At 40.8% G+C, this 25,152-nt stretch carries 22 protein-coding genes; 19 read left to right on the forward strand and 3 right to left on the reverse strand.

The window, feature by feature from the left end; all coding sequences use genetic code 11:
* Positions 1 to 61 precede the first annotated feature (61 nt).
* Complete coding sequence (locus C0213_05000; GenBank protein AUX11791.1) at positions 62 to 2,341, forward strand: bifunctional glutamate--cysteine ligase GshA/glutathione synthetase GshB; 2,280 nt, start codon at positions 62 to 64, stop codon at positions 2,339 to 2,341.
* A gap of 52 nt (positions 2,342 to 2,393) precedes the next feature.
* Here C0213_05000 and C0213_05005 read toward each other — a convergent pair whose 3' ends face one another.
* Complete coding sequence (locus C0213_05005) at positions 2,394 to 2,837, reverse strand: DUF1694 domain-containing protein (protein AUX11792.1); 444 nt, start codon at positions 2,835 to 2,837, stop codon at positions 2,394 to 2,396.
* A 70-nt stretch (positions 2,838 to 2,907) separates the two neighbouring features.
* Between C0213_05005 and C0213_05010 the strand changes: the two genes are divergently transcribed.
* Positions 2,908 to 3,513, forward strand: coding sequence for a DUF1054 domain-containing protein (locus tag C0213_05010; protein AUX11793.1), 606 nt, complete (start codon positions 2,908 to 2,910; stop codon positions 3,511 to 3,513).
* Between the two features lie 95 nt (positions 3,514 to 3,608).
* On the opposite strand, the gene C0213_05015 is transcribed toward C0213_05010, so the two are convergent.
* Positions 3,609 to 4,214 carry a 30S ribosomal protein S4 gene (locus C0213_05015; protein AUX11794.1) on the reverse strand — a complete coding sequence of 202 codons (606 nt, stop codon included), beginning with the start codon at positions 4,212 to 4,214 and terminating at the stop codon, positions 3,609 to 3,611.
* A 372-nt stretch (positions 4,215 to 4,586) separates the two neighbouring features.
* Here C0213_05015 and C0213_05020 point away from each other — a divergent pair, with 372 nt between their 5' ends.
* From C0213_05020 to cls, 17 genes are all read left to right on the forward strand, one after another.
* Positions 4,587 to 6,299: a septation ring formation regulator EzrA gene (locus C0213_05020; GenBank protein ID AUX11795.1), complete on the forward strand. Its 1,713-nt coding sequence runs from the start codon at positions 4,587 to 4,589 to the stop codon at positions 6,297 to 6,299.
* 159 nt (positions 6,300 to 6,458) lie between these two features.
* On the forward strand, positions 6,459 to 7,607 hold the full coding sequence (locus tag C0213_05025; GenBank protein AUX11796.1) for an aminotransferase: 1,149 nt from the start codon (positions 6,459 to 6,461) through the stop codon (positions 7,605 to 7,607).
* A gap of 24 nt (positions 7,608 to 7,631) precedes the next feature.
* Entirely contained in the window at positions 7,632 to 8,849 is a 1,218-nt protein-coding gene (locus tag C0213_05030; protein ID AUX11797.1) for a tRNA 4-thiouridine(8) synthase ThiI, read from the forward strand.
* Positions 8,850 to 8,974: 125 nt separating this feature from the next.
* Entirely contained in the window at positions 8,975 to 9,601 is a 627-nt protein-coding gene (locus C0213_05035; GenBank protein AUX11798.1) for a redox-sensing transcriptional repressor Rex, read from the forward strand.
* Between the two features lie 318 nt (positions 9,602 to 9,919).
* Positions 9,920 to 12,568 (forward strand): valine--tRNA ligase, encoded by a 2,649-nt coding sequence (locus tag C0213_05040; protein ID AUX11799.1) that lies wholly within the window; start codon positions 9,920 to 9,922, stop codon positions 12,566 to 12,568.
* A gap of 121 nt (positions 12,569 to 12,689) precedes the next feature.
* The gene (locus tag C0213_05045; protein ID AUX11800.1) at positions 12,690 to 13,994 is read left to right on the forward strand and encodes a bifunctional folylpolyglutamate synthase/dihydrofolate synthase; all 1,305 of its coding nucleotides are present in this window, start codon (positions 12,690 to 12,692) and stop codon (positions 13,992 to 13,994) included.
* Positions 13,995 to 14,022: 28 nt separating this feature from the next.
* Positions 14,023 to 14,646 carry a haloacid dehalogenase gene (locus tag C0213_05050; GenBank protein ID AUX12813.1) on the forward strand — a complete coding sequence of 208 codons (624 nt, stop codon included), beginning with the start codon at positions 14,023 to 14,025 and terminating at the stop codon, positions 14,644 to 14,646.
* Between the two features lie 73 nt (positions 14,647 to 14,719).
* Positions 14,720 to 15,394, forward strand: a complete 675-nt coding sequence (locus tag C0213_05055; GenBank protein ID AUX11801.1) for a hypothetical protein — start codon at positions 14,720 to 14,722, stop codon at positions 15,392 to 15,394.
* Between the two features lie 163 nt (positions 15,395 to 15,557).
* A complete protein-coding gene (locus tag C0213_05060) occupies positions 15,558 to 16,562 on the forward strand; it encodes a rod shape-determining protein (protein ID AUX11802.1) in 1,005 nt (334 codons plus the stop codon).
* 157 nt (positions 16,563 to 16,719) lie between these two features.
* Positions 16,720 to 17,580, forward strand: a complete 861-nt coding sequence (mreC, locus tag C0213_05065; protein ID AUX11803.1) for a rod shape-determining protein MreC — start codon at positions 16,720 to 16,722, stop codon at positions 17,578 to 17,580.
* Positions 17,567 to 18,112, forward strand: coding sequence for a rod shape-determining protein MreD (gene mreD / locus C0213_05070; protein ID AUX11804.1), 546 nt, complete (start codon positions 17,567 to 17,569; stop codon positions 18,110 to 18,112). The genes mreC and mreD overlap by 14 nt, the downstream gene beginning before the upstream one ends.
* 16 nt (positions 18,113 to 18,128) lie before the next feature.
* A complete protein-coding gene (locus C0213_05075; protein AUX11805.1) occupies positions 18,129 to 18,800 on the forward strand; it encodes a septation inhibitor protein in 672 nt (223 codons plus the stop codon).
* A gap of 1 nt (position 18,801) precedes the next feature.
* On the forward strand, positions 18,802 to 19,596 hold the full coding sequence (gene minD / locus C0213_05080; protein AUX11806.1) for a septum site-determining protein MinD: 795 nt from the start codon (positions 18,802 to 18,804) through the stop codon (positions 19,594 to 19,596).
* A 451-nt stretch (positions 19,597 to 20,047) separates the two neighbouring features.
* On the forward strand, positions 20,048 to 20,689 hold the full coding sequence (locus C0213_05085) for an amino acid ABC transporter permease (protein AUX11807.1): 642 nt from the start codon (positions 20,048 to 20,050) through the stop codon (positions 20,687 to 20,689).
* Positions 20,690 to 20,701: 12 nt separating this feature from the next.
* Complete coding sequence (locus C0213_05090) at positions 20,702 to 21,343, forward strand: polar amino acid ABC transporter ATP-binding protein (GenBank protein AUX11808.1); 642 nt, start codon at positions 20,702 to 20,704, stop codon at positions 21,341 to 21,343.
* Positions 21,343 to 22,143: an amino acid ABC transporter substrate-binding protein gene (locus C0213_05095; GenBank protein ID AUX12814.1), complete on the forward strand. Its 801-nt coding sequence runs from the start codon at positions 21,343 to 21,345 to the stop codon at positions 22,141 to 22,143. The genes C0213_05090 and C0213_05095 overlap by 1 nt, the downstream gene beginning before the upstream one ends.
* Before the next feature lie 12 nt (positions 22,144 to 22,155).
* Positions 22,156 to 23,592: a cardiolipin synthase gene (cls, locus tag C0213_05100; GenBank protein AUX11809.1), complete on the forward strand. Its 1,437-nt coding sequence runs from the start codon at positions 22,156 to 22,158 to the stop codon at positions 23,590 to 23,592.
* A gap of 52 nt (positions 23,593 to 23,644) precedes the next feature.
* On the opposite strand, the gene C0213_05105 is transcribed toward cls, so the two are convergent.
* The gene (locus C0213_05105) at positions 23,645 to 24,967 is read right to left on the reverse strand and encodes an N-acetylmuramoyl-L-alanine amidase (protein ID AUX11810.1); all 1,323 of its coding nucleotides are present in this window, start codon (positions 24,965 to 24,967) and stop codon (positions 23,645 to 23,647) included.
* Between the last annotated feature and the right edge of the window lie 185 nt (positions 24,968 to 25,152).

Genomic DNA, 25,152 nt, shown 5'->3' on the forward strand with positions numbered 1-25,152 from the left:
TTTAAAAAGCACTTGGGATGTGTATAATGAAAATACAACTTTGAATAAAAGAGGCCTCGATATGTCCAATCAACTATTTGAACAAATTCAACAATTACATTTAGCCCCACTTTTAAATTGGGGGGCCTTCGGCATTGAAAAAGAAGGGCACCGGGTGACAGCTACTGGCCAACTAAGTCCGCTTGACCATCCAGTAAGCTTAGGTTCTCGTGATTTTCATCCGTACATTAAAACTGATTTTGCTGAAATGCAGACGGAATTGGTCAGTGATACCTTCGATAATACCGACGAAATTATGCAACAACTAGGTGCCTTATCAGAAGTGCTTGCGATGAATTTAGCCGAAGATGAATTGATTTGGCCGCTCAGTATGCCACCTGTTTTGCCCAATGATGAAGCGGCGATCCCAATTGCGAACGTCGCACCAGATGCGCGTGCTTACCGCGAGTACTTAGCTAATCGTTACGGTCGCCGGCTACAGATGATTTCGGGGGTCCACTTTAATTTTAGCTTAGCACCAGCCCTAATTGCGCGCCTATATGACGAGGCTTATCATGATCAATTTGCAACGGTAAAAGATTTTAGCGATATGTTGTACTTACAGATTGCCCAGAATTATAGCCAATATCGTTATTTACTGACTTATTTATTTGGTGCTAGTCCGATTACGGAAGCGCATTTTCAAACAGAGACAACGAACTTGCCGGAGCATGCCGTTCGTAGTTTACGTTCGAGTCAACTTTTTGGCTATGCTAATCATAACTTGGCGGTATCGTTTGAATCGGTTGCTGCTTATCACGATTCATTGGAACGGGCAGTTAGCAAAAAACAATTGATTTCAGAACGTGAATACTATGGGAGCGTTCGGTTACGTAGTCATGGTCACCTTGTTCAAGATGGTGTCGATTATCTTGAATTCCGCGGTTTTGATTTGAATCCATTCGCTGCTAGCGGCGTGACACAAGAACAACTTGATTTTCTCCATCTATTCTTTACGTACTTATTATCGTTACCTAAGGCCGCTAAAAGCTTAACGGATCGCATGACCGAAGGACAACAGTTAAATGAAGCAATTGCGCTTGAAGATGCGACAAAGGCATCCGCACAACAAGCAAAGATGCAAGCGTTAATGGCTAATATTCGTCAATTTATCACGACTTATCAACTGGATCAACGCTTTATCGATGCGTGGGCGCTTATGAACGAGCGGGTCAATGATTTCAAACAAACATTGAGTTATCAGTTAGTTCAAGAAGTGCAAGACAATTCTTTAACCGCTTTTGCCATACAACAAGCACGACACTTTAAACGGCAATTAACTGAGAAACCATTCCAATTACAAGGCTATACGGATATGGAATTATCAACGCAAATGTTAATGTTAGATGCCTTTCAAAAGGGCCTCCACGTTGCCGTATTAGATCGCAGTGATCAATTTGTCGAATTGACCTATCAACAACATCATGAATTGGTGAAAAATGGCAATATAACCAGCCTCGATCGTTTAATCAGCTGGCCGCTAGTGGATAATAAAGTTGTTACCAAGATTGTTTTGGCTAACCAAGGTATTCGCGTTCCAGCAGGTGCTGAATATGCGGATTTAGAAATTGCCAAGCGTGATTATCAAGCAGCCTTTGGACAACGGGCATTAGTGATTAAGCCCAAGACCAGTAACATGGGAGCTGGGATTACGACCTTTTTAACGCGACCATCAGAAGCAGATTTTGTCACGGCTTTTAAACTCGCACAACAATATGACCAGCAGGTATTGGTTGAAGAGTATATTGCTGGTTCGGAATACCGTTTCTTAGTGATGGATCATCAGGTGCAAGCGGTCTTGGAACGCGTGCCCGCCAATGTTGTTGGTGATGGGCGTTCAACGATCACGCAATTGGTTGCTAAGAAAAATCGAAACGAATTCCGTGGTGAGGATCACCGCACGCCGCTCCAAAATATTCGCTTAGGGGCGCGTGAACAAATGATTCTGAAACAACAAGGTTATCAAGTCGATGACGTACCCATGCGGGGGTCACAGGTCTTTTTACTACAAAATTCTAATATTTCAAATGGTGGGGATTCTGTTGACGTGACGGATGATATCGATGAGAGCTACTTTGCGATTGCCGAAAAGGTTGCAGCAATTCTCAATCTGAATGTCGCTGGTATTGATATTATTATTCCGAATTTATATCAACCGTATGATCCTGAGCATCCTGAAATGGCGGTTGTTTTAGAAGCTAACTACAATCCAGCGATGTTGATGCATCTCTTCCCAATGATGGGGCAACCACGCCGGGTGACAGCTAAAATGTTAACGATGTTGTTCCCTGAAATGGATTAATTGAAAAAAATACTAAAAAAGCCGTTGGCATTGCCAACGGCTTTTTTAGTGGTTAATCGAATAGCCGACCGAAAAGGCCTTCTTTTTTAGGCTTTTCCGAAGTCGTTGCTGTTGCTGGATATTTAGCGCTGATTGCGACGGTTTCGCAATTAATCGCGTCCTTGGCAACGACTAGCAAGCCGATCGCTTCTGGGGCAGTTTGCGCAGTTTCGTTATTGACCAAAGTAAATTCAACTTGGTGTTTGGTAATTGCCGCGAGATAATTAGTGGCCGCGTCATTTTTACCATTCAAGAGAATATGGTAAGCCTTGAAATCAGATAGGTGGCTTTCGAAGGTTGCTTGAATTGCAGGTTGGCTTAATTCAGCATTGGTAATGCTAAGCAAGACGCGTTCGCGCAAAGAGCCTAAATACCGACGACGTTCATCAGGATTAGTTTGGGGCGCGCCATGGATCGCACTATCTAGATGTTGTTGCAATTGATCGTTCTCTGACAAAATGGTCACCTCATTTCTAATTTGTGCTATATTAGAACTAAATCTAAGTATAACATGTTGGAGGGAAAAGATGTTTACACGTGCTGATTTTGAAATTTTTGATGATCCGACTCTAAAGGGACGTTTGAATAAAATTTATACCGAACTTGATCCCAAATTTGAAGTATTTGGGGCCCAATTACAAGATGAACTGGCAGCAGCCACTAAACGCGAATTTACGCTGCATATTGCCAAACATTTACGCCGCTTCAAGAATCCACCGATGAATACTTGGATGGCCCTTAGCGAGAGTTCACGTGGCTACAAGATGATGCCGCACTTTGAAGTTGGTTTTTGGGATGACCGAATTTTCGTTTGGATTGCCTTAATGGCCGAGATGCCAGATAAGACGGATCATGCACCACTATTGGCGAGCCAATCAGAGAGTCTCTTAAAGGACTTTGCTGATTATGATTTAAGTTATGATCACATGACGAAACAAAAATTTCCAATGTCACCGGCTAATTTGCAATTGATCCAAGACAAGTTTGCTAAGACCAAAAAAGGGGAGTGGCTCCTCGGAAAAGTCTATTTGAAAGACAATCCTTTATTTGAACAACCAGCAGCACTAATGGCTGATATTCAAACCACGTTATTAAAAATGGTTCCACTTTATGAATTAATAAATGCTAAATAAACCAAAAGGCGCTGCTAAACTTTAGTAACGCCTTTTTTGATGATAAAAAAAGAGCCAGACCGAAGTCTGACTCTTTTAATTGAACAGATAACTGCTTATCTGTTGTAGAATTCAACGATTAAGGCTTCGTCGATTTCTGGTTCTAATTCTGAACGTTCTGGTAAACGAACAAGTGAGCCTTTTAAGTTGTCAGCGTCAAATTCAACGAATGAAGGACGACCAACAGTGCCTTCGATAGCGTCTTTGATGATAACAAGGTTCTTAGATTTTTCACGGATTGAAATTTCTTGACCAGGTTTTACTTCGTATGAAGGAATATCAACACGTTTGCCATCAACGGTAACGTGACCATGGTTAACTAATTGACGTGCTTGTGCACGAGTGCTTGCTAAACCTAAACGATAAACAATGTTGTCTAAACGTTGTTCTAGTAAGATCATCAAGTTAACACCATGTTTACCTTCGCGAATCTTACCAGCGCGAGCAAATAAGTTTCTGAATTGGCGTTCTGTTAAACCATACATTAAACGTAGTTTTTGCTTTTCGCTTAATTGCATACCATATTCTGAAATCTTACCGCGACGGTCGTTACCATGTTGACCAGGAGCGTATGGGCGACGGGCAAGTTCTTTACCTGTACCTGATAATGAAATTCCTAAACGACGTGAAAGTTTCCACTTTGGACCTGTATAACGTGACATAAAAAAATCCTCCAATAATTGTTTTGGAGTAAAATAATCCGATGTAAACTTAGTAATCGTTCAGTTCACTTATTAACAATCTTCACCTTTGCAGCCGCAAGGTTACACAATTGAACCAAAACTCTGGGCAAATGAACTGTTGACGGCTTTACCGTTTACTGCTGCATTATTTTACACAATGGCTAGTATAGCTTATTCATTGGGACAACGCAAGTTATTTTAATAGCTGTTTGGTTTAATTTTTATACAATTTATCAGCAAATAGTACTGTATCAAAGGCTTATTCATGCTATAATCAAGATTAGTTTGTAATAAAGAAATCGGTTAACTATTTAAAAATCTGAGTTAAATCGCAAAAGGGTGGGTCTTTGAATGCTTTACATTCTCATAGGAATTGTAGTCGTGGTTTTGATTGGCTACTTAGGAGTTGCTTTTTATCAGCGTTACTTCACCAAACAAATTAAAAGTTTAGAAGAACGCAAGGGCGCTTTAATGGCGTTGCCGATTCCCGAACGATTAACGAAGTTGCGCGCACTCCGTTTAACAGGTGAAAGCCAACAAAACTTTGATCGCTGGGAAAAACAATACAACGAGATTACTAATCATAATTTTGAGGCGATTGAGGCTTATTTATTTGATGCGGAAACAGCCAATGGTAAATATCAATTCCTATTAGTCGCACGAATTTTAAAACAATTACGTGCTTATCTGAAGGAAACGGATCAAGATCTTATTGATGTGCAAGACGCATTAGATCAGTTATTGTCAAACGAGGCCGATACGCGGGAACAAATCGAAACCTTGCGTGTAAAATATCAAGGCCTACGTAAGCGGCTTTTGACGAAGAGCTTTTCGTTTGGACCAGGGTTAGCGGGTTTAGAAAATATTTTAGGGCAACTAGAAACTGACTTTAATCAGGCTAATGAATTAACCGGCGCCGGGGATTATTTAGGTGCTAAAATGATGTTACAAAAATTAATAGCACAAACTGATGATTTAGAAGATAAAATGGCGCGTATTCCAAAGCGCTATAGCGAATTAGCTAATGAATTTCCCGAACAAATTGATGAGATTAGTGAAACGTATCAAGCCATGTTGCGGGAGCATTATAATTTTGGTGATGATCAATTAGAAGTACAACTCACGCAGGTCACAGAACGTGTGGATAAGAGTTTAGATTTAATGGAAGCTCTTGATATTGAATCTGTTGAAGCCAATAATGGTGAAATTGCGCAAAATATTGATCAACTTTACGCAAGTTTAGAGGTTGAATTGAACGCGCGCCAAACGGTTGAAGAACATATTGGTAAGACTGAAACGATTGTCTCTCATGCCCAAACGCAAAACCGAGAATTATTATTAGAACTTGATCATTTAAACCAAAGCTATGCTTTAACACATGATGAGTTAGTGACGGCTAAGAAATTAACGAAACAAATTAATGAACAAAAAGCAATTCTTGAAGGGCACCAAGGCAAGATTGCAAATCATGAAGCCGTCTATTCCGTTATTGCGGATGATTTAATGGCCATTGATGAACGATTGACTGATATTGAAACACAACAAAGAGATATCCATGAACGAGTTTCAGGCTTACATCAAGGTGAAGCAGTTGCTAATGAGAACTTGCAACAATTCGAATTAGAATTGCGGAACTTAAAACGAACCGTTGAAAAATTACATTTACCAGGTCTTGCGGACAGTTACCTTGATTTCTTCTTCGTTGTCACGGATGAGATTAAACGTTTAGATCATGATTTAAGTCAGATTAAGATTAATTTAGACGAAATTGCCAAACAAATGGTACTCATCCAAGATGATTTAGATAAATTGAAAGTGAAAACTAATAATTTAATCGATAGCGCGTTGATTACAGAACAACTATTGCAATATGCTAACCGCTACCGAATTGATTTCCCAGAAATTCAAGCGGCTTGTGAGGAAGCGCAAGCGGTCTTTAATCGTGAATTTGATTATCCTAAGGCAGTTGATATTTTAGCAACAGCTTTAGAACGAATTGATCCAGGGGCTTATACACAAGTTGAAAAGAACTATTATAATCAAAAACAAACGGATGCATTATAATCTTTAAAAAAGTGGGCTAAAAGATAGCGCTGATATTAATCAGGTGTTGTCTTTTGGCCCATTCTTGTGTTTAATGTAAGATAGAACACTGGTCTTTATAAAAGAATTTGTTATAATTAAAAAAGTTTAAATACTAATTTTTAGTAAGAAGGATCGATAATGATTTATTTTGATAATAGTGCGACTACCAAGATAGCGCCCGGCGCGCTTCAAACTTACCAGGCAGTCAGCGAACAGTTTTACGGTAATCCCTCAAGTTTACACGTTGTCGGCGAAAAAGCATTCCATCTACTAGAACAATCACGGCAGCAAATTGCCGATTTATTAGGGGTTCAATCAGATGAAATCTACTTCACCAGTGGCGGGACTGAAGGTGACAACTGGGTGTTAAAAGGCACTGCGATTGAAAAGAGTGCTTTTGGTAAGCATCTAATCACAACGTCCGTTGAACATCCAGCCATCATCAAATCAATGCAACAACTCGAAAAATTAGGTTTTGAAGTAACCTACTTACCAGTTGATAAGTTTGGGCGGATTAATCCGGCTGATTTAAAAGCAGCGATTCGTTCCGATACTATTTTGGTGTCAATCATGGCCGTTAATAATGAAATTGGGACCTGTCAACCATTAATGGCAGCGGCAGAAATCTTAAAAGATTATCCTAATATTCATTTCCACGTTGATGCGGTTCAAGGCATCGGTAAAGGTATCCAAAAAGAAATCTTTAACGACCGCGTTGATTTTGTAACACTTTCTGGGCATAAGTTCCATGGCCCACGGGGAACAGGGATTTTATACAAAAAACGGAGTCGGCATCTCGCACCGTTATTAACCGGTGGGGGGCAAGAACATGATTTGCGTTCTGGTACCGAAAATGTTCCGGCAATTGCCGCCATGGCGAAGGCGCTGCGGTTGTTGTTGACTGATGAAGCACAAAAGGTTCAAAAACAAGCAGCCATCCGTGAACGCATCTATCAACACGTCAGCCAAGCTGAAAAAACGGTGATGTTTTCACAATTGACGTCTGATTTTGCACCGCATATCTTATGCTTTGCAATCAAGGGTGTTCGGGGTGAAACGACGGTGCATGCTTTTGAAGAACATGAAATCTATATTTCAACGACGAGTGCTTGTTCTTCTAAGAAGGGCATGGAATCAAGTACGTTAAAAGCAATGCATGTTAATGAAAAGATTGCGACAAGTGCCATTCGGATTTCATTGGACGAATATAACACGTTAGCTGAAGCAGACGAATTCATCAAAGCTTTTGACCAAATTAACCACCGTTTCAAGAAAATTAATTCTTAAAATTAAACATTAAGGGAGATATTAATGCAATACACTGAAATTATGGTTCGCTATGGCGAGCTTTCAACAAAAGGTAAAAACCGTAATGACTTTATCGGTCGTTTGAACGGTAATGTGACCAAAGCGCTCCACGAATATAAACAGCTCCGCATTCATCCTAAACGTGACCGGATGCACATTGTTTTAAACGGTGACGATGCTGAAGGGGTTATCGAACGCTTACGCCACGTTTTCGGGATTCAAAACTTCTCACCAAGTATTCAAGTTAATCGCGATTTAGATTCGGTTAAAGAAACAGCTTTAGCGATGATGAAAGAAATCGGCAAGCCCGGTATGACTTTCAAGGTTAATACGCGGCGTTCGGATCATAACTTCTTCTTGGATACCAATGATATGAACCGTGAATTGGGCGGTTACTTATCAGACGAATTACCAGAACTAGAAGTTCAAATGAAAAAACCAGATATCACTTTGCGCGTTGAAATTCGCCAAGATGCGATTTATTTGACGAACCAAGTGATCCAAGGGGCCGGTGGTTTACCTGTTGGCTCAGCCGGTAAAGGGATGTTGATGTTGTCTGGTGGGATTGATTCACCAGTTGCGGGCTATTTAACGCTTAAACGGGGCGTGGATATTGAAATGGTTCATTTCTTCAGCCCACCATACACAAGTGATAATGCTTTAAATAAGGCGAAAGAATTAACGGCTAAATTGGTACCATACGTTGGCGGGATTAAGTTTATCGAAGTCCCATTCACGGAAATTCAAGAAGAAGTGAAACATTCTGTACCAGAAGGTTACTTGATGACGATTCAACGACGGATGATGTTGCGTTTAACGGATCAAATTCGGGCTAAACGTCAAGGATTAGCGATTTTTAATGGTGAATCAGTTGGCCAAGTGGCCTCACAAACGCTTGAAAGCATGTTGGCAATCAACGATGTCACAACAACGCCGATCGTCCGCCCAGTAGCAACGATGGATAAGAATGAAATCATCGAAATCGCTAAAGATATCGATACGTATGATTTATCAATTATGCCATTTGAAGATTGTTGTACGATTTTTGCACCACCAGCACCAAAAACGCGTCCTAATTTGGATAAAACACGTTTTTACGAACAACGAATTGATGTCGACGCTTTAATCGAACGCTCACTTGCCGGTGTTAAGGTAACGGAAATTAAAGCAGGCGATCAATTCTTAAATCAAGACGAAGAAATTATCGCTGAACTTTTATAGCATCGAAAGGTCCAACCAGAAATGGTTGGGCTTTTTTGTTTTAAAAGAATATGAAATATTTCACAAAAATGAAAGCGCTTATGTTATGATAAATTTATCAGGATTAATAAAGTGAGGTTAGCAAAATGAGAACGCCAAAGCATGATTTACCAGAAGCAGTTGCTAAACGGATTCCAATTTATTATCGTTACTTTAAACTGCTCGAAACAGATGGTATCGAGCGGATTAAATCGGAACAATTGGCAAAATTGGTGGCCATTCCTTCGGCGACGATTCGCCGCGACTTTTCTTATATTGGTGACTTAGGCCGGAGTGGTTATGGTTATGAAGTGAGTCACTTAATTCAAATTTTCTCGGCTGTTTTGAAAGCCGATATTTTAACTAAAATGGCCGTTATTGGGGTTGGCAATTTGGGGCGGGCCCTAATTGAAAATAACTTTAGACGCAACGCTAACTTACAGATTACGTGTGCGTTTGATACGAATCCCGCATTAGTCGGACAAAACTTAAATGGGGTTCCGATTTATCCCATTGACCAACTGGCAACTGTTATTCCCGCTGCTGGCATCACAACGGCGATTTCGACCGTGCCTAGTGAAGCCTCACAACAGTCAGCTGAGCAATTGATTGATGCCGGGATTACGTCGATTTTGAATTTTGCACCGACACGTCTGCAAGTGCCACGGCATATCAATGTGCGCTATTTAGATTTAACGGCAGAACTGCAAACTTTATTATTATTTGAGGAATGAAGGGCCTAGCCTATTGACCTTTGGCGTCGACTCAGCTAAACTATTAACAACGCGTTGAACAAGAGCGATTAATGTGGGGCTAGTTTAGAGAGAAGATGCATGGCTGAGACGTCTTCCAATGACCAATTAATCGGTAGCTTGTGAGCTGTTAACCTGAAATTCAGTAGGGCTAACCGGACCATTTCGTTCGTTAACAAATCATGAGTTGGGGACTAGTCTAGTCCTAATTTAGGTGGTACCGCGAAAAAGCATTCGTCCTATTGTGAGGAATGCTTTTTTGTTTGCCATTAAACGCAATATTCAAAAGGAGTGAAGCAGATGACTGATCACAAAGAAATGTCAACCAAATACGATCCTAATCAAGTCGAAGACGGTCGTTATCAAGATTGGTTAAAAGAAGATTTATTTAAACCAAATGCCAATCCAGATGCAAAACCATATTCAATTGTTATTCCACCGCCCAATGTTACAGGTAAACTACATTTAGGCCATGCTTGGGATACAACTTTACAAGATATGTTAATTCGCCAAAAACGGATGCAAGGTTACGATGTGTTATGGCTACCAGGAATGGATCACGCCGGTATCGCAACCCAAGCCAAAGTTGAAGCGAAATTAGCAGAACAAGGTATCTCACGTTATGACCTTGGCCGCGAAAAATTCATCGATCAAGTTTGGGAATGGAAAGATGAATACGCCGCAACAATTCATGATCAATGGGCCAAAATGGGCTTATCACTTGATTACTCACGTGAACGGTTCACATTAGACGATGGTTTATCAGACGCTGTTCGTAAAGTCTTTGTTAACTTATACAACAAGGGCTTAATCTATCGTGGCGAATATATCATCAATTGGGATCCAAAAGCGCGGACTGCTTTATCAGATATCGAAGTGCTTCATCAAGATGATGAAGGGGCCTTTTATCATGTCAGCTACCCATTGACAGACGGTTCTGGTAGCATCGAAATTGCCACAACACGTCCCGAAACATTACCTGGTGATACAGCAATTGCCGTTCACCCAGATGATGAACGTTACGCTGATCTTGTTGGTAAGACGGTCACATTGCCATTGATGAATCGTGAAATTCCCATTATTGCTGATTACTATGTTGATAAGGATTTTGGAACAGGGGCGCTTAAGATTACACCAGCGCACGACCCTAACGATTTTGAAGTTGGTAACCGTCATGACTTACCACGGATTAACGTGATGAATGAAGATGCAAGCATGAACGAAAGTGCCGGTAAGTATAACGGGATGGATCGTTTTGAAGCACGTAAAGCAATTGTTGCTGACTTGAAAGAACAAGGTTTCTTAATCAAAGTTGAGCCAATGACGCATAGTGTTGGTCATTCAGAACGGACTGGTGTTCAAGTTGAAGCCCGGCTTTCAACCCAATGGTTTGTTAAGATGAAGCCACTTGCTGAAATGGCTTTGAAGAATCAAGAAACAGATCAAAAGGTTAACTTTGTGCCAGAACGTTTCGAAAATACCTTCACACAATGGATGGAAAACGTTCATGATTGGGTTATTTCACGTCAATTATGGTGGGGACACCAAATTCCAGCTTGGTACCATAAACAAACTGGTGAAATGTATGTTGGCGAAGAAGCACCAGCAGATATTGAAAACTGGATCCAAGATTCTGACGTCTTAGACACATGGTTCAGTAGTGCCTTATGGCCATTTTCAACAATGGGTTGGCCTAACACCGAAGCACCTGATTTCAAACGCTATTTCCCAACCAATACGTTGGTAACTGGTTATGACATCATCTTCTTCTGGGTATCACGAATGATCTTCCAAAGTTTGGAATTCACGGAACAACGCCCATTCGAACACGTCCTCATTCATGGTTTAATCCGGGATGAACAAGGCCGTAAGATGAGTAAATCACTTGGCAACGGGATTGACCCAATGGAAGTCATTGAAAAATACGGTGCCGATGCATTACGTTGGTTCTTAACAATTGGTTCAACACCTGGTCAAGATGTGCGTTTCAGTTATACGAAGATGGATGCTGCCTGGAACTTCATTAATAAGATTTGGAACGCGAGTCGTTTCGTGATCATGAATCTTGAAGATACACCAGCACCAACTAAGGTTCCAGAAGCTGCTAACCTCGATTTAACGGATAAATGGATCTTAAGTCAATTAAACCAAACGGTTGCTGACGTGACCCGTTTATACGAAGGCTTTGAATTTGGTGAAGCTGGTCGGACATTGTATAACTTTATCTGGAATGATTTCTGTGATTGGTATATTGAAATGGCTAAAGAAGTGCTTTATGGTGATGATCAAGAAGCAATTGCCAATAAACGCTATAACTTAGCCTACGTATTGGACCAAACATTGCGTCTATTACACCCAGTAATGCCATTTGTAACGGAAGAAATTTGGCAAAGTATGCCACATACTGGCGCATCAATCATGACCGCTAGCTATCCTGAAGTACATGCTGCATTAGATGATCAAGAAGCAACAACTCAAATGAACGCCTTGATCGACTTAATCAGAAGTGTTCGGAATATCCGTTCAGAAGCAAATGCGCCATTAAGCAAGCCAATCGATATCTTAATCAACATCCAAGATACACCTTTGATGGCCATCTTTAAGCAAAATCAAGACTTTATCGAACGTTTCGTTCATCCTAAATCACTTGAAATTGCCGAAGGCCTAACAGCCCCTGCATTAGCGAAGACAGCCATTATCAGTGGTGCTGAAGTTTACGTGCCATTGGCAGAACTATTGGACCTAGACGAAGAAATTACGCGCTTAGAAGGCGAATTGAAACGTCTAAACGGCGAAATCAAACGCGCACAAGGTAAGTTAGCCAATAAAGGTTTCACTGACCGTGCCCCTGAAAAAGTCGTCCAAGAAGAACGCGATAAACAAGCTGATTATGAACAACAATATCAATCAGTTGAAAAACGGCTTGCAGAACTAAAAGCAGCCCGTTAAAGTACATCTCAAAACACCACCTTATTTTAAGGTGGTGTTTTTGTGTGCCATCAGTTTTTGGCAACCGATTAGCGGTCAATCTATGCTAGAATGGAAGGAGCATGTTAAAGGGGATTGAGCAATGTTGGTGACAGATTACGAAACAGCTTTGGCGTATATTCATTCACGGCCAAGATTACATAAAGAAGCAAATTTAAACCGAATGACCCAGTTATTAGCGGCACTCGGTAATCCACATCAGGGACAACAGTTTATTCATGTGACAGGCACCAATGGGAAAGGCTCAGTAGTCAATATGGTCAGTAGCTTGCTGGTCGAATTGGGTTTAAAAGTTGGTCGCTACACATCACCATTTATTACCCGTTTCAATGAACGGATTGCGATTGATCAACAACCGATTGCCGATGCTGATTTGGTTGCGATTACGCAATATGTTCAACAGACCATTGAAACAGTTCAACAAGCAGACGCGGACTTTGAAGTGACGGAATTTGAATTAATTACTGCAATTATGTTCACTTATTTCAAACAGCAAGCCGTTGATATTGCGGTTATTGAAGTTGGCATTGGCGGTTTATATGATTCTACTAACGTCTTAACACCGTTGATTTCGGTGATTACTTCGGTGGGGCTAGATCATCAAGCCTTGCTAGGCGATACGCTGGCAGCGATTGCCACCCAAAAAGCCGGCATTATCAAAGCCCAGCATCCGGTAGTGATTGGTAAATTACCAGCAGAAGCGCAAACGGTGATTGTTGAAACGGCCAAACGATTAGCTAGTCCGCTAGCAATTAGTGGGGTCGACTTTTCGACAACGGCAGTTAAAACCCTACCAACTTGGGGCCAACAGTTGAATTTTCAGAATCAAACGGTGACGCTTAAGCAACTTCAAATACCGTTGATGGGCGATTATCAGATTGAAAATGCCGCAGTCGCGTTAGAAACCTTTTGTCAGTATTTAGCGTTAACGCAGCAGCCACTTGATATTAAACCAATTAAGCGGGGTTTGGCTCACGTGAGTTGGCCGGGTCGGTTTGAAAAAGTAAATGATGAACCATTAATCATCTTGGATGGGGCGCATAATCCAGCCGGTGTTGAACAATTAGTTAAAACCGCCAAGCATCAATTTAAGCATCAAGATATTTACATTTTATTTGGGGCATTGGGTGATAAATCGCTGGCGGGAATGCTGCCTAAGCTAAATCGGCTAGCAACCCGCTTAGTATTAACAACGGTCCCGGATAACCCGCGGGCTGCCACTCAGACGCAATATGCGGCAGTTGATGACACGATTTCATTTGAAGCGGATTGGCCGGTGGCATTGACCACAATGATTAGCCATTTATCGGCGGATGACGTTTTATTAGTGACCGGTTCATTGTATTTGATTAGTACCATTCGTAGTTATTTTAAAGGAGTGTCGTAGTATGCAAACTAGAGGAATTATTTTTGACATGGACGGCTTATTAGTCGATTCAGAAAAAGTTTATTATCAAGCTAACCAATTAGCAGCGCAAAAAATGGGTTTTGAAATGACAGCAGAGGACCATCAAGCTATTCTGGGAACAACGGATACCTATTTACGTCAATATTTCTTACAAAAATTAGGTTCACCAGAATTAGTAAAACAGTTTATTGATTTATCTTATAAAACAGTAGATGAGATTATTCAAGACCAAGGGGTGGCCGTTAAGCCTGGTTTAGTAGAGTTGCTAGATTACTGTGATGAGCGCGGTATTAACCGCGTAATTGCTTCTAGTAATTTCAGAACCATGGTCGAAGATTTTATGCAAAGCACCGGATTAAAGCCACGCTTCAATCAGATTGTCTCAGGTGATGAAGTAATCCACGGTAAACCTCATCCAGAAATCTTTTTAAAGGCTTTAGATAAACTTGCGATTCCAGCGCCTAGCGCTTTAGTACTCGAAGATTCACCCAATGGTATTTTAGCAGCTAGCAAGGCTGATATTCCAGTGATTATGGTACCGGATTTGATTGCGCCAACTGCGGTGACTAAGCAACAAACATTGGCAACGGTTGATAATTTAGCAGCAGTTATTCCGTTTTTAGAAAAATAAGGGGCTAATTAACACGTATAGTTAAATGAATCAAAAAGGCGGTTAGAAATGCCTTTTGCAGGAGGCTATAGCGATGTTAACGAGTCAATCAAAACTACAACCCAGAGAACAAGTGGCACTGTATGGAGCGGCCAGTCTAAGTGATGAACAATTAGCAACTGTGATTTTACGTTCGGGGACTCAACATTTGCCCGTTGAAGCTGTTGCACAAAAGTTATTGCAACACTACCCCGACTTTCAAGACCTTGAGCAAGCTGATTTGGCGCAATTACGGCAAATCGAGGGGATTGGTCCAGTTAAGGCAATTGAACTCCAAGCGATTTGTGAGTTGAGTCGGCGGCTCCAAAATCAACGTACATTGCGTTTTGGCGTGGTGGCTTCCAGTCAGATGGTGGGCCAACGGATGATTGAATCCTTGGCGGGGGAGACGCAAGAACAGTTACTGGCAGTCTATTTAGATGTTAAAAATCAGATTATTCAGATTAAGCAACTCTATCTGGGCACACTCAATAGTTCTGTTGCACACCCCCGAGAGGTTTTTAAGTGGGCGGTTCAATATTCAGCCGCCAAGTTTATTCTGGTTCATAATCATCCAAGTGGCCAATTAACGCCATCGACGCAAGATATCAATTTTACAAAAAGAATTGTCAATTGCGGGCAGTTGATGGGTATTACTTGTTTGGACCATTTAATCATTGGCAGTGCACAGTATCTAAGTTTACGTGAGGAAGGGTATTTGATTGATTAGAAGTGTCTGGAATCTTGTTAAGAATCTATTAATTTTAAAGCAGACTTGAAAAATCTCCTGAAAATCAGGTACCATGAAGCTACATTGCGTTTTTTATTATTAAAAATTATGATATAATGCCAATGACTATAAAAACGTTTGGTTATTGAAGGAGAGAAAAATAGTGTTCGGATTAGGGACTAGAAATATTGGTATCGACTTAGGTACCGCAAACACACTTGTATATATGGACGGGAAAGACATTGTCTTAAGAGAACCCTCTGTTGTCGCCAAAAATACACAAACAGGTGAAGTCATCGCTGTCGGTTCCGAAGCACGCGACATGATCGGCCGGACACCTGGTAATATTGTAGCGATTCGTCCTATGAAAGACGGCGTTATTGCAGATTACGATACAACTGCGGCAATGCTTAAATATTTTATCGAAAAAACAATCGGCCATTCATCAAGCAAGCCGTTTGTAATGGTTTGTGTGCCTAGCGGGGTCACAGAAGTTGAAAAACGTGCTGTTATCGATGCCACTAAAGTTGCTGGTGCGCGTGATGCTTATGTGATTGAAGAACCTTTTGCAGCTGCAATCGGGGCCGGACTTCCTGTGATGGATCCAACTGGGAGCATGGTTGTTGATATCGGTGGTGGGACAACAGACGTTGCGACCATTTCTTTAGGTGGGATTGTCTCAAGTCGTTCAATTCGAATGGCTGGCGATAAGTTTGACGACGCAATTATTTCTTACATCCGTCAAAACAGTAACCTATTAATTGGTGAACGGACAGCTGAACAAATCAAATTAGCGATTGCTTCAGCATCACCAGAACGTGCTAAAGAAGTTGAATCAATGAGTGTTCGGGGCCGTGATTTAGTCACTGGGCTACCAAAGACGGTTGATATCAAAGCAAGTGATATTGCCGAAGCGATTAAAGAAATCGTGACAGCAATTATTGATGCAATCAAAGAAACCCTTGAAGAAACATCTCCTGAAATTGCAGCCGATGTGATTGATCACGGGATTGTTTTAACTGGTGGTGGGGCTTTATTAAAACATTTACCAGAAGTAATTTCGGATGCCACTAAAGTACCGGTCTTCATTGCGCAAGATCCATTGGACTGTGTTGCAGTTGGTACTGGTGAATCATTGAAGAATATCGAAGTCATGAAAAAAAATTAAGATTAGCGTAAAGTTGTGGGACAAAGAGCGGTTAGCGTTTAAGTAGGCCTAAATTAGTGATTGATTCAGGTTTTTTTGAATCAACCGCACAAGGCCCTTAATAACCGGTTTTTGTCCCATATTTACGATATTAAAGATGGATGGTGGCGAATAAACCATGCAAAAATTCTTTTCAAATAAAAAGTTAATTATTTTATTGGTGACATTAATCGTCTGCATGGGCTTTATTGCAATGTCAGTTGGCTTACGCAACAGCAAGAAGAGTCCCAGCTTTATCCGGCAATTTGGCAACGACGTGACCGGTATTACCAACCAAGTCATTAGTGTTCCTGCTAATGGGATTGGTAAGGGCGTCGATGCATTGACAGACTTGGTTAATACTTATCAAGAAAATAAAGCCTTAAAAGCGCAGTTAGATGACTTAGCCCAAACAAAGGTGCAAGCGCAGACCTTAAAAGAAGAAAATAAGAACTTGAAAAAAGAACTGAACTTAGCGGGCACTTTAACGGATTACACAACGCTTAACGCTTCTGTGTTGTCACGTAATCCGGATAATTGGCAGAATTCGTTGGTGATCAATAAAGGGGCTTTAGCCGGGCTTAAGAAAAACATGCCAGTGATGTCTGAATCCGGCATTATCGGGCGGATTTCGGAAGTTAATAAGACTAATGCTAAGGTAGAACTTGTTTCAAGTACTGGTCGTAATAGTAATGGTTTTGCCGCGGTGGTTAATACCAAAGATGGTAAACAAGTCAACGGGATTATGACAGGCTATAATTCAGATAAGAAACAATTAAAATTAGGCCAGATTAAAACCGACACCGCGATTGCTAAAGGTGACAAAGTCGTTACTTCTGGCCTCGGTGGTTTGACACCTAAGGGCCTTTACTTGGGTAAGGTGGCTTCAGTTAAGAAGGACGACTATGGTTTGGCGTTGACCGTTTATGTTACACCGGCCGCTGATTTAAATAACTTAACAGTTGTGACGGTTATCAAACGTTCGATTGAAGGTGAGTAATATGGGGACATTTCGCTTGAAACATCGCTATTTAATCCCAGTTTACTTGCTAGTTGCTTTTTACTTGGATGGTGCGATTAGTTCATTAGGATCGCAATGGTTATATACACCAGACCATACCTTAATTAGTCGATTGTTTATGTTAATGTTTATCATGGTTGCGTTTGTGCTACCGGAAGAGACGAATTTATCATGGTATGCAGTGGGGATTGGTCTTTTGTATGATTTATATTATACGGGAATGATTGGGATGTATCTTTTTGTACTGCCACTGATTATTTATATCGTGCGTTATTTAAAGCAATACATTCCAGATTCGCCGTTCTTTATTGGGTTAGTCGACGTTATTTGTTTAACGTTGTTGGAGACGCCCATTTATATTATGAATCGACTTGTTAATTTAACAAGTATGACACCAATTGATTTTATTAGTAACGTTTTAGCACCGACAATTGCATTAAACTTAGTCTTTTTTATCTTTTTGTATTTGCCTTTAAAGAAATTATTGCTAAAATTAAAATCAGAACGATGAGGGGTTTGATTTTTTTATGGATGCAGTCACGTTAAGAGGACGCAAAGAAGGATTCGAATTAAACATTGATGCTGGTGCCGATTTTGATCAAGCATTAGATTCAATTGTCGCATTATTAAGTAAAATTCGCTCAGAACAACCTAAGTTAGGTAATGACAAGATTGAACTCGAATTAACGACTGGGATGCGTTTATTGAGTGAACAACAAAAAAAGGCGTTGTATCAAACGCTAGAACCATTTTCTGAATTTGATATCATGAGTATTCAATCTTCAGTCATGACGATTGAACAAGCCCAAATCGAACGGCAAGAAAATAGTATTCATGTTGAACCGAATGTTATTCGGAGCGGACAAGAGGTTAACTATGTCGGTGATGTTTTATTTGTTGGTAATCTACATCAAGGTGCTGTGATTAAAGCTACCGGAAGTATTTTCATTTTAGGTTCTGTAGCAGGGATTGTGCATGCTGGGTTCCCAGATAATGCGGATGCCATTGTTGCGGGGAATTTAACGAAAGCAGTCCAACTTAGAATTGCTGATGCGGTTGAAATTATTGATCCAAAGAAAACGCCCTTTAATTCACAAAGTATTAGTTATATTAATGATTTACACGTCATCGATTACGGTGAGATAACGGATTTAAAACAAATCAATCCTAAATTATATCGTAAAATGGAGGAGCAATAAAATGGGAACAGCTTTGGTCATCACATCCGGTAAAGGCGGTGTTGGTAAAACAACTTCGAGCGCTAATATTGGAACGGCGCTTGCGCTTTTGGATAAAAAAGTTTGTTTGCTTGATTTAGATATCGGTTTAAGAAATTTAGACGTCGTATTGGGATTAAGTAATCGAATCATCTATGATATCGTGGATGTTGCCAAAGGCCGTGCCAAACTACATCAAGCGTTGATTAAAGATAAACGCTTTGATGAAAAACTCTATTTATTACCAGCTGCACAAAACACGGATAAAGAAGCACTTGTACCAGAAGACGTCACAGCGATTGTGACGGCGTTAAAAGAAGAATTTGATTTTGTGATTATTGATTGTCCAGCTGGGATCGAATCCGGCTTTAAAAACGCGATTGCTGGGGCAGATGGTGCGATTGTGGTCGCAACACCTGAAATTTCATCAGTTAGTGATGCTGATCGCGTTGTTGGCTTGCTTGAAGAAACTGAAATGCAAATTGCACCACGCTTGGTGATTAACCGAATTCGTCGGCACATGATGAACGATGGTGAAACAATGGATGTCGATGAAATTACGAAACATCTTTCGGTTTCATTATTGGGGATTGTTTTTGATGATGATGCGGTTATCAAGACATCCAATGCTGGCGAACCAATTGTCTTAGATCCTAAGAACTCGGCTAGCCAAGGTTATCGTAATATTGCGCGCCGTTTATTAGGCGAAACAGTCCCTTTGATGACGCTTAAAGAAAAGAAAATTGGCTTTTGGGGTCGACTTTTTGGTAAAAAATAGTTGACTTTTTGAGCGAGAATTACTAGAATAATGACAATACTTAAAACGTTGAACGGACCAAATTAGTTTTTAAGGCACAGAGAGCTGAGGTATGGTGTAAATCAGCCCTTCGAAACTAGTGGCACATCCGTGAGTTGATTATCTGAAATTAGTAAGATAATCCGTTAGCCCGTTATCGCTGTAGTTTTAGAAACTACATAAGTTTAAGCAATGTGAGTTGTTTATTAAACTGAGGTGGCACCGCGATAATATTCGTCCTCTTGGAGTAATCCGAGGGGACTTTTTTATTGGTCTAAAACTAGTAGAGTTGTTTGCTGTGAAGTAAACAAAAATCTGAGGTGGAACCGCGAATGATCGCCCTCTTGACGTGTAAACGTGAAGAGGGCTTTTTTTGTGGCAACGTTTAGCTAAAATATTTTGAAGGATATGTTTATATAAGGGAGATTTTATCATGCAATATAGTTTATCAATTTTACCAGCGCTTTTAAGTGGCGCTAAAATGACGTTAGCCATTTTTAGTTTAACTGTGATTGGTGCCATTCCACTGGGGTTATTATTAAGCCTCGGCTTGTTATCTAAGTTTAAGCCATTGCATTATTTACTCAATTTGTATGTTTGGTTAATGCGGGGGACGCCACTATTATTACAATTAATTTTTGTCTTTTACGGCTTACCGGTGATTGGGATTGTTTTTAATCGTTTCGACGCTGCATTAATTGCCTTTATCTTGAATTACGCCGCTTACTTTGCTGAAATCTTTAGAGGGGGCTTTCAAGCGGTTGATGATGGTCAAATCGAAGCCGCATCAGTTTTAGGATTAACCTATCCCCAAACCATTTTAAAAATTATTGTGCCTCAAACGATTAAAATTGTTTTACCATCTGTCGGTAATGAAGTCATTAATTTGATCAAGGATTCATCATTAGTTTATGTGATTGGGATTGGCGATTTATTACGGGCAGGAAACGTTGCCAGCGCGCGTGATGTTAATTTAGTGCCATTGTTGTTAGTGGGGGTCATTTATCTCGCGTTAACTGCCATTTGTACGTGGTTATTGGGTCGTTTAGAACAATATTATCGTTATTACCGTTAGGAGGACTTATCGATGTTTAAAGTAGAAAATATTAATCAGTCGTTCAAAGGGCGTCAAATTTTGAATGACTTAAATTTAGAAGTTGAAACGGGCAGTATTTTAGCAATCGTAGGGCCTAGTGGGGCGGGTAAATCAACATTGCTCCGTTTAATCAGTGGATTAGACCAACCGGATAGTGGCCGATTTGTGATTGATGGTGAAACATATGTCCCAAGTGCCGCTGAAAAAGGGGGCCGGATAGGCGTTGTTTTTCAAGATTTCCGGCTATTCCCGCATTTATCAGTGTTAGAAAACGTCACGTTAGCGCCTAAGATGGTTAAAAAATTAGCTAAGGATAAAGCTAACGTATTAGGACAGCAATTATTGCAACAATTAGGATTAAGCGCACAAGAAGCCGCTTATCCGTTTCAATTATCAGGTGGTCAACGGCAACGAGTGGCAATTGCGCGTGCACTAGCCATGCAACCGGATATTTTGTGTTATGACGAACCAACCAGTGCCTTAGATCCATCGTTAGTCGCTAATGTGGCAGAATTGATTCTGGGGCTTAAAGAAGACGGTATGACCCAGATTGTTGTGACCCATGATATTCAATTTGCAAATAAAATCGCTGATCAAGTTTTTGAATTACAACCAAACGAGGCCGAAAAATGATGAGATTAAAGAGATTAGCAACCGCCGGCTTATTATTAGGGCTATTAGTCAGCTTAGCGGGCTGTCATAGTCGGCAAAAAACTGATAGTTGGGCAACGATTGAACGCCGTCAAAAAGTGGTGGTCGGAATTGATGATAGCTTTGTGCCAATGACTTATCGTGAGAAAAACGGGCAATTGACGGGCTTTGATGTTGAATTAGCCAAGGCGATTTTTAAAGGCAGTGGTATTCAGGTTGATTTCCAATCGATTGATTGGGATATGAAAGAAACCGAATTGAACAATCAAACGATTGATTTAATTTGGAGTGGTTATTCTAAGACCGAAGAACGGGCTAAAAGAGTAGCCTTCAGTCAACCCTATCTCACGAATCACCAGATGATTGTCTCGATGAAACAGAACCCAGTGAATCGCTTAGCTGATTTAAAAGGTCAAAATTTGGGCGTTCAAACCGGTTCTTCTGGGATGGCGCAATTGGATCGGCAACCAGCTGTTTTGAAACAAAAAATTGCCAATCAAACGCCAATCCTATATGATACCTATAACAATGCTTTTATTGATTTACAAGCTAAGCGGATTAAGGGCATCTTAATTGATCAAGTTTATGCTGACTTTGAGATTAAAGCACGGACGAATGGGGCAGATTTTCAAGCCATTGAAAGTCCTTTTGCGGCCGAGAAGTTTGCGGTTGGCATGCGTCCCGAAGATCAAAAATTACGACGCTTTATTAATCGCCGGTATCAAGTCCTTAAACAAAATGGACAATTAGCGAAGATTCAAGCCAAGTGGTTTAAAGAATAGGACGCGACAGAGATGACGACGATGATTATCATAATTCTTAGTCTTATATTAGTAATTAATACAATCGGAGCGGTGATTACCGTTTTTCGGCAATCAAGAGATATTGCGGCAACTTGGGCCTGGCTACTCGTTTTAATTTTGTTGCCAGTGATTGGGTTTGGGTTTTATCTCTTTTTTGGTAAAAAATTATCAGCAGAGCATCTTTACGATTTGCGGACGCAAGCAAAACTAGGGATTGATGCACGGGTGACGCAACAAAAAGCGGAATTACGGCAACGACGCAAGCAAAACCATCATTCACCGACACCGGAGATTCAAAGCTTAATTAATCTCTTTTTAGTATCTAATACAGCTGTTTTGACGCAAGAAAATAAGGTGTCAGTCTTAACGGACACAACCACTGCCCAAGAACGACTACTGGCCGATATGAGCCGTGCTCGCGATCATATTCATCTAGAATACTATGCTTTTTTCGATGATCCTTTCGGGCACATCTTAATCAAGACGCTCGCTTATAAAGCGTATCAGGGGGTTAAGGTCCGCGTTATTTATGACGGCTTTGGCTCGCAAAAGGTGCCGCGTTCCTTTTTCAAACCGCTAGAAGAAGCGGGGGGACAAGTAACGCCCTTTTTCAGTTCACGGTTTCGATTCATTAATTTTCGATTGAATTTTAGAAACCACCGCCAATTGGTGGTCATCGATGGTAACACAGCCTATCTCGGCAACTTTAACCAACATAGTGTTGATACGCATTTACCGGTTCGAGATACGCGCTTACGGGTGAGTGGTGATGGTGTCTTGTCGTTTCAATCACGCTTTTTTATGGATTGGAATGCAGCGACACAACGCCAAAAAGTTTATTATAGCCAGCACTACTTTCCAAGTTCTGTTGAACATGGCAAAACTAGTATGCAACTTGTTTCGGGCGGTCCGGATCGTGATTTGCCTGAAATCAAACTGGGTTTCTTGAAGTTAATTGCGGCCGCTAAAAAACGATTGTGGATTCAAACGCCCTTTTTTATTCCGGATGATTCTGTTTTGGCAGCGTTAATACTCGCTATTAATTCTGGGGTAACCGTTAAAATTATGATACCTGAAAAGGCTAAACACAGCTTAGTCCAACATGCCAATCTCTATTATGCTAGGCAAATTGTTAAAGCAGGTGGCCAGATTTACTTATACAAAGCGAGTGCTTTTAGAGCGCGGACAATGATGGTCGATGGCCAGCTTTCGGCGGTGGGGACGGCTAATTTGGATATTCGGAGTTTTAAACTTAATTTTGAAACGACGAACTTTTTATATGATCCGGCCTTAACCAATACATTGGAATTGACCTTCCAAAAGGATCTCAAAGCCAGCGTGCCACTCACCAAACAACAGTTAAACGCACAAACAACTAATCAGCGCCTTTCGCAAGATTTAGCCCGGTTATTGGCTCCGATTTTATAAAAGTAGTCATAAAAAGGCCCTCGAAAATTTCGAGGGCCTTTTTTGATAGTGATTATTTGAAATAGTTTTGTAAACCGGCGTAAACGGCGTCGGCCACTTTTTCTTGATAACTACTACTACTGATGTAATTAAAGTCTTGATCAGAATTGATATAACCCATTTCCAATAGAACAGAAGGGCGTTCGTTATCGCGAAGTACTTGATAATTACCATATTCAACACCACGATTGGTAAGTGGTAATGATTTGATTTGATTATTCAGCGCGTTAGCTAAACTAGTATCCTTACTATTTGAGTAGTAATAAGTGGTTGTCCCACTTGCTTGGTTAGATTGCGCACTGGAATCAAAATGAATACTGATAAAGGCATCGGCACGTAATTTGTTAGAAAGGGCTGGTCGTGGTGCTAAATCGACGAATTTATCAGACGAACGGGTTAAGACCACGTTGGCCCCTGCAGCTTGTAACTTCTTGGCGATCGCATCGACGGTCTTAAGCGTATAAGTCTTTTCGTATTTATTACTATTTGATAGCGCCCCAACATCGTTACCACCGTGACCGGCATCTAAAACGATGGTTGCTTCAGAAAGAGAGGTAGCACTTGTTTTAACGACTTCGTTCTTAGCTGAAGGGGTGACGACCCAGCTGGCGACATAACCCGTATTGCCGTCTGAGTCTTTAACTTTGTACCAAGTGTCGCTCTTATCGAGATACGTTAGCTTCGTGTTGGCGGAATAGACTTGAGAATAGGCGTAGTTGACACCAGGACCGCTGCGCAACTTAGTATTATCCAATTGCGTTGTGACGGATTTAATATCAGAAGTGGATTGACTGCCACTATCATCTGTTTTCGTATCCGTTTGAACAGCTGTTGGTGCTTCGTTAGAAATACTAATCAGGTCACTTTGGACCCAGCCAACCGCTGAATTATATTTAACTTGGCTCCAACCGTTTTGTTGGTAGAGAACCGTTAATTTGTCGCCTTTATTGACTTTTCCTAACAGTGGGCTGCTAGCATTGCTGCTTTGGCGGACGTTAGCAAAAGAGTTGGTAACCGTTGCGACCCGGTTAGAGGTTGCGCTGACTTCTGTATTATTGACCAACCAACTGGCAACCCAGCCGATTTTGTCGCCACTCAAGCGGACTTGGTACCAGTTGTTTTTTTGGGAGATAACGTTCATCACTTCGCCTTTGCTTGCCTGGCCCATTGTATCGTAGGAAAGACCGGGTCCTTGGCGCACATTAACGACGTTGGCTTTAATAGTAATTTGTTGGTACGTTGCAAGGACGTGTGTCGCGAAGAGACCGACACCAACTAGAATGAATAATATGAGAACGGCAGGATACCGTTTTATCCAGTTCAAAGGTTTTTGCATATCTTCAACACCTTTGTCATTTATTTATAAGAGCTTCATATGGTTCATTATAGCAAAGATAGTGGATATCTAAAGGGGTTGACCCTTAAAAATTAGAAAAAATTCAGGAATTATTGACTTTTTTTTCAAATAACGTTAATCTAATAGCAACGAGAATATGAGATGACCAGTGATAAAGTATGGTA

The sequence above is a fragment of the Latilactobacillus sakei genome, from assembly GCA_002953655.1.
GTDB lineage: Bacteria > Bacillota > Bacilli > Lactobacillales > Lactobacillaceae > Latilactobacillus > Latilactobacillus sakei_A.

What these genes read in the sequence shown, in the direction of transcription:
- C0213_05040 (AUX11799.1), top strand. Translation starts at nt 9,920, where the DNA reads ATGACTGATCACAAAGAAATGTCAACCAAATACGATCCTAATCAAGTC.
- minD (AUX11806.1), top strand. Translation starts at nt 18,802, where the DNA reads ATGGGAACAGCTTTGGTCATCACATCCGGTAAAGGCGGTGTTGGTAAA.
- C0213_05090 (AUX11808.1), top strand. Translation starts at nt 20,702, where the DNA reads ATGTTTAAAGTAGAAAATATTAATCAGTCGTTCAAAGGGCGTCAAATT.
- C0213_05055 (AUX11801.1), top strand. Translation starts at nt 14,720, where the DNA reads ATGTTAACGAGTCAATCAAAACTACAACCCAGAGAACAAGTGGCACTG.
- mreC (AUX11803.1), top strand. Translation starts at nt 16,720, where the DNA reads ATGCAAAAATTCTTTTCAAATAAAAAGTTAATTATTTTATTGGTGACA.
- C0213_05045 (AUX11800.1), top strand. Translation starts at nt 12,690, where the DNA reads ATGTTGGTGACAGATTACGAAACAGCTTTGGCGTATATTCATTCACGG.
- C0213_05020 (AUX11795.1), top strand. Translation starts at nt 4,587, where the DNA reads ATGCTTTACATTCTCATAGGAATTGTAGTCGTGGTTTTGATTGGCTAC.
- C0213_05035 (AUX11798.1), top strand. Translation starts at nt 8,975, where the DNA reads ATGAGAACGCCAAAGCATGATTTACCAGAAGCAGTTGCTAAACGGATT.
- cls (AUX11809.1), top strand. Translation starts at nt 22,156, where the DNA reads ATGACGACGATGATTATCATAATTCTTAGTCTTATATTAGTAATTAAT.
- C0213_05050 (AUX12813.1), top strand. Translation starts at nt 14,023, where the DNA reads ATGGACGGCTTATTAGTCGATTCAGAAAAAGTTTATTATCAAGCTAAC.
- C0213_05010 (AUX11793.1), top strand. Translation starts at nt 2,908, where the DNA reads ATGTTTACACGTGCTGATTTTGAAATTTTTGATGATCCGACTCTAAAG.
- C0213_05025 (AUX11796.1), top strand. Translation starts at nt 6,459, where the DNA reads ATGATTTATTTTGATAATAGTGCGACTACCAAGATAGCGCCCGGCGCG.
- C0213_05075 (AUX11805.1), top strand. Translation starts at nt 18,129, where the DNA reads ATGGATGCAGTCACGTTAAGAGGACGCAAAGAAGGATTCGAATTAAAC.
- C0213_05095 (AUX12814.1), top strand. Translation starts at nt 21,343, where the DNA reads ATGAGATTAAAGAGATTAGCAACCGCCGGCTTATTATTAGGGCTATTA.
- C0213_05105 (AUX11810.1), bottom strand. Translation starts at nt 24,967, where the DNA reads ATGCAAAAACCTTTGAACTGGATAAAACGGTATCCTGCCGTTCTCATA.
- C0213_05085 (AUX11807.1), top strand. Translation starts at nt 20,048, where the DNA reads ATGCAATATAGTTTATCAATTTTACCAGCGCTTTTAAGTGGCGCTAAA.
- C0213_05015 (AUX11794.1), bottom strand. Translation starts at nt 4,214, where the DNA reads ATGTCACGTTATACAGGTCCAAAGTGGAAACTTTCACGTCGTTTAGGA.
- C0213_05030 (AUX11797.1), top strand. Translation starts at nt 7,632, where the DNA reads ATGCAATACACTGAAATTATGGTTCGCTATGGCGAGCTTTCAACAAAA.
- C0213_05000 (AUX11791.1), top strand. Translation starts at nt 62, where the DNA reads ATGTCCAATCAACTATTTGAACAAATTCAACAATTACATTTAGCCCCA.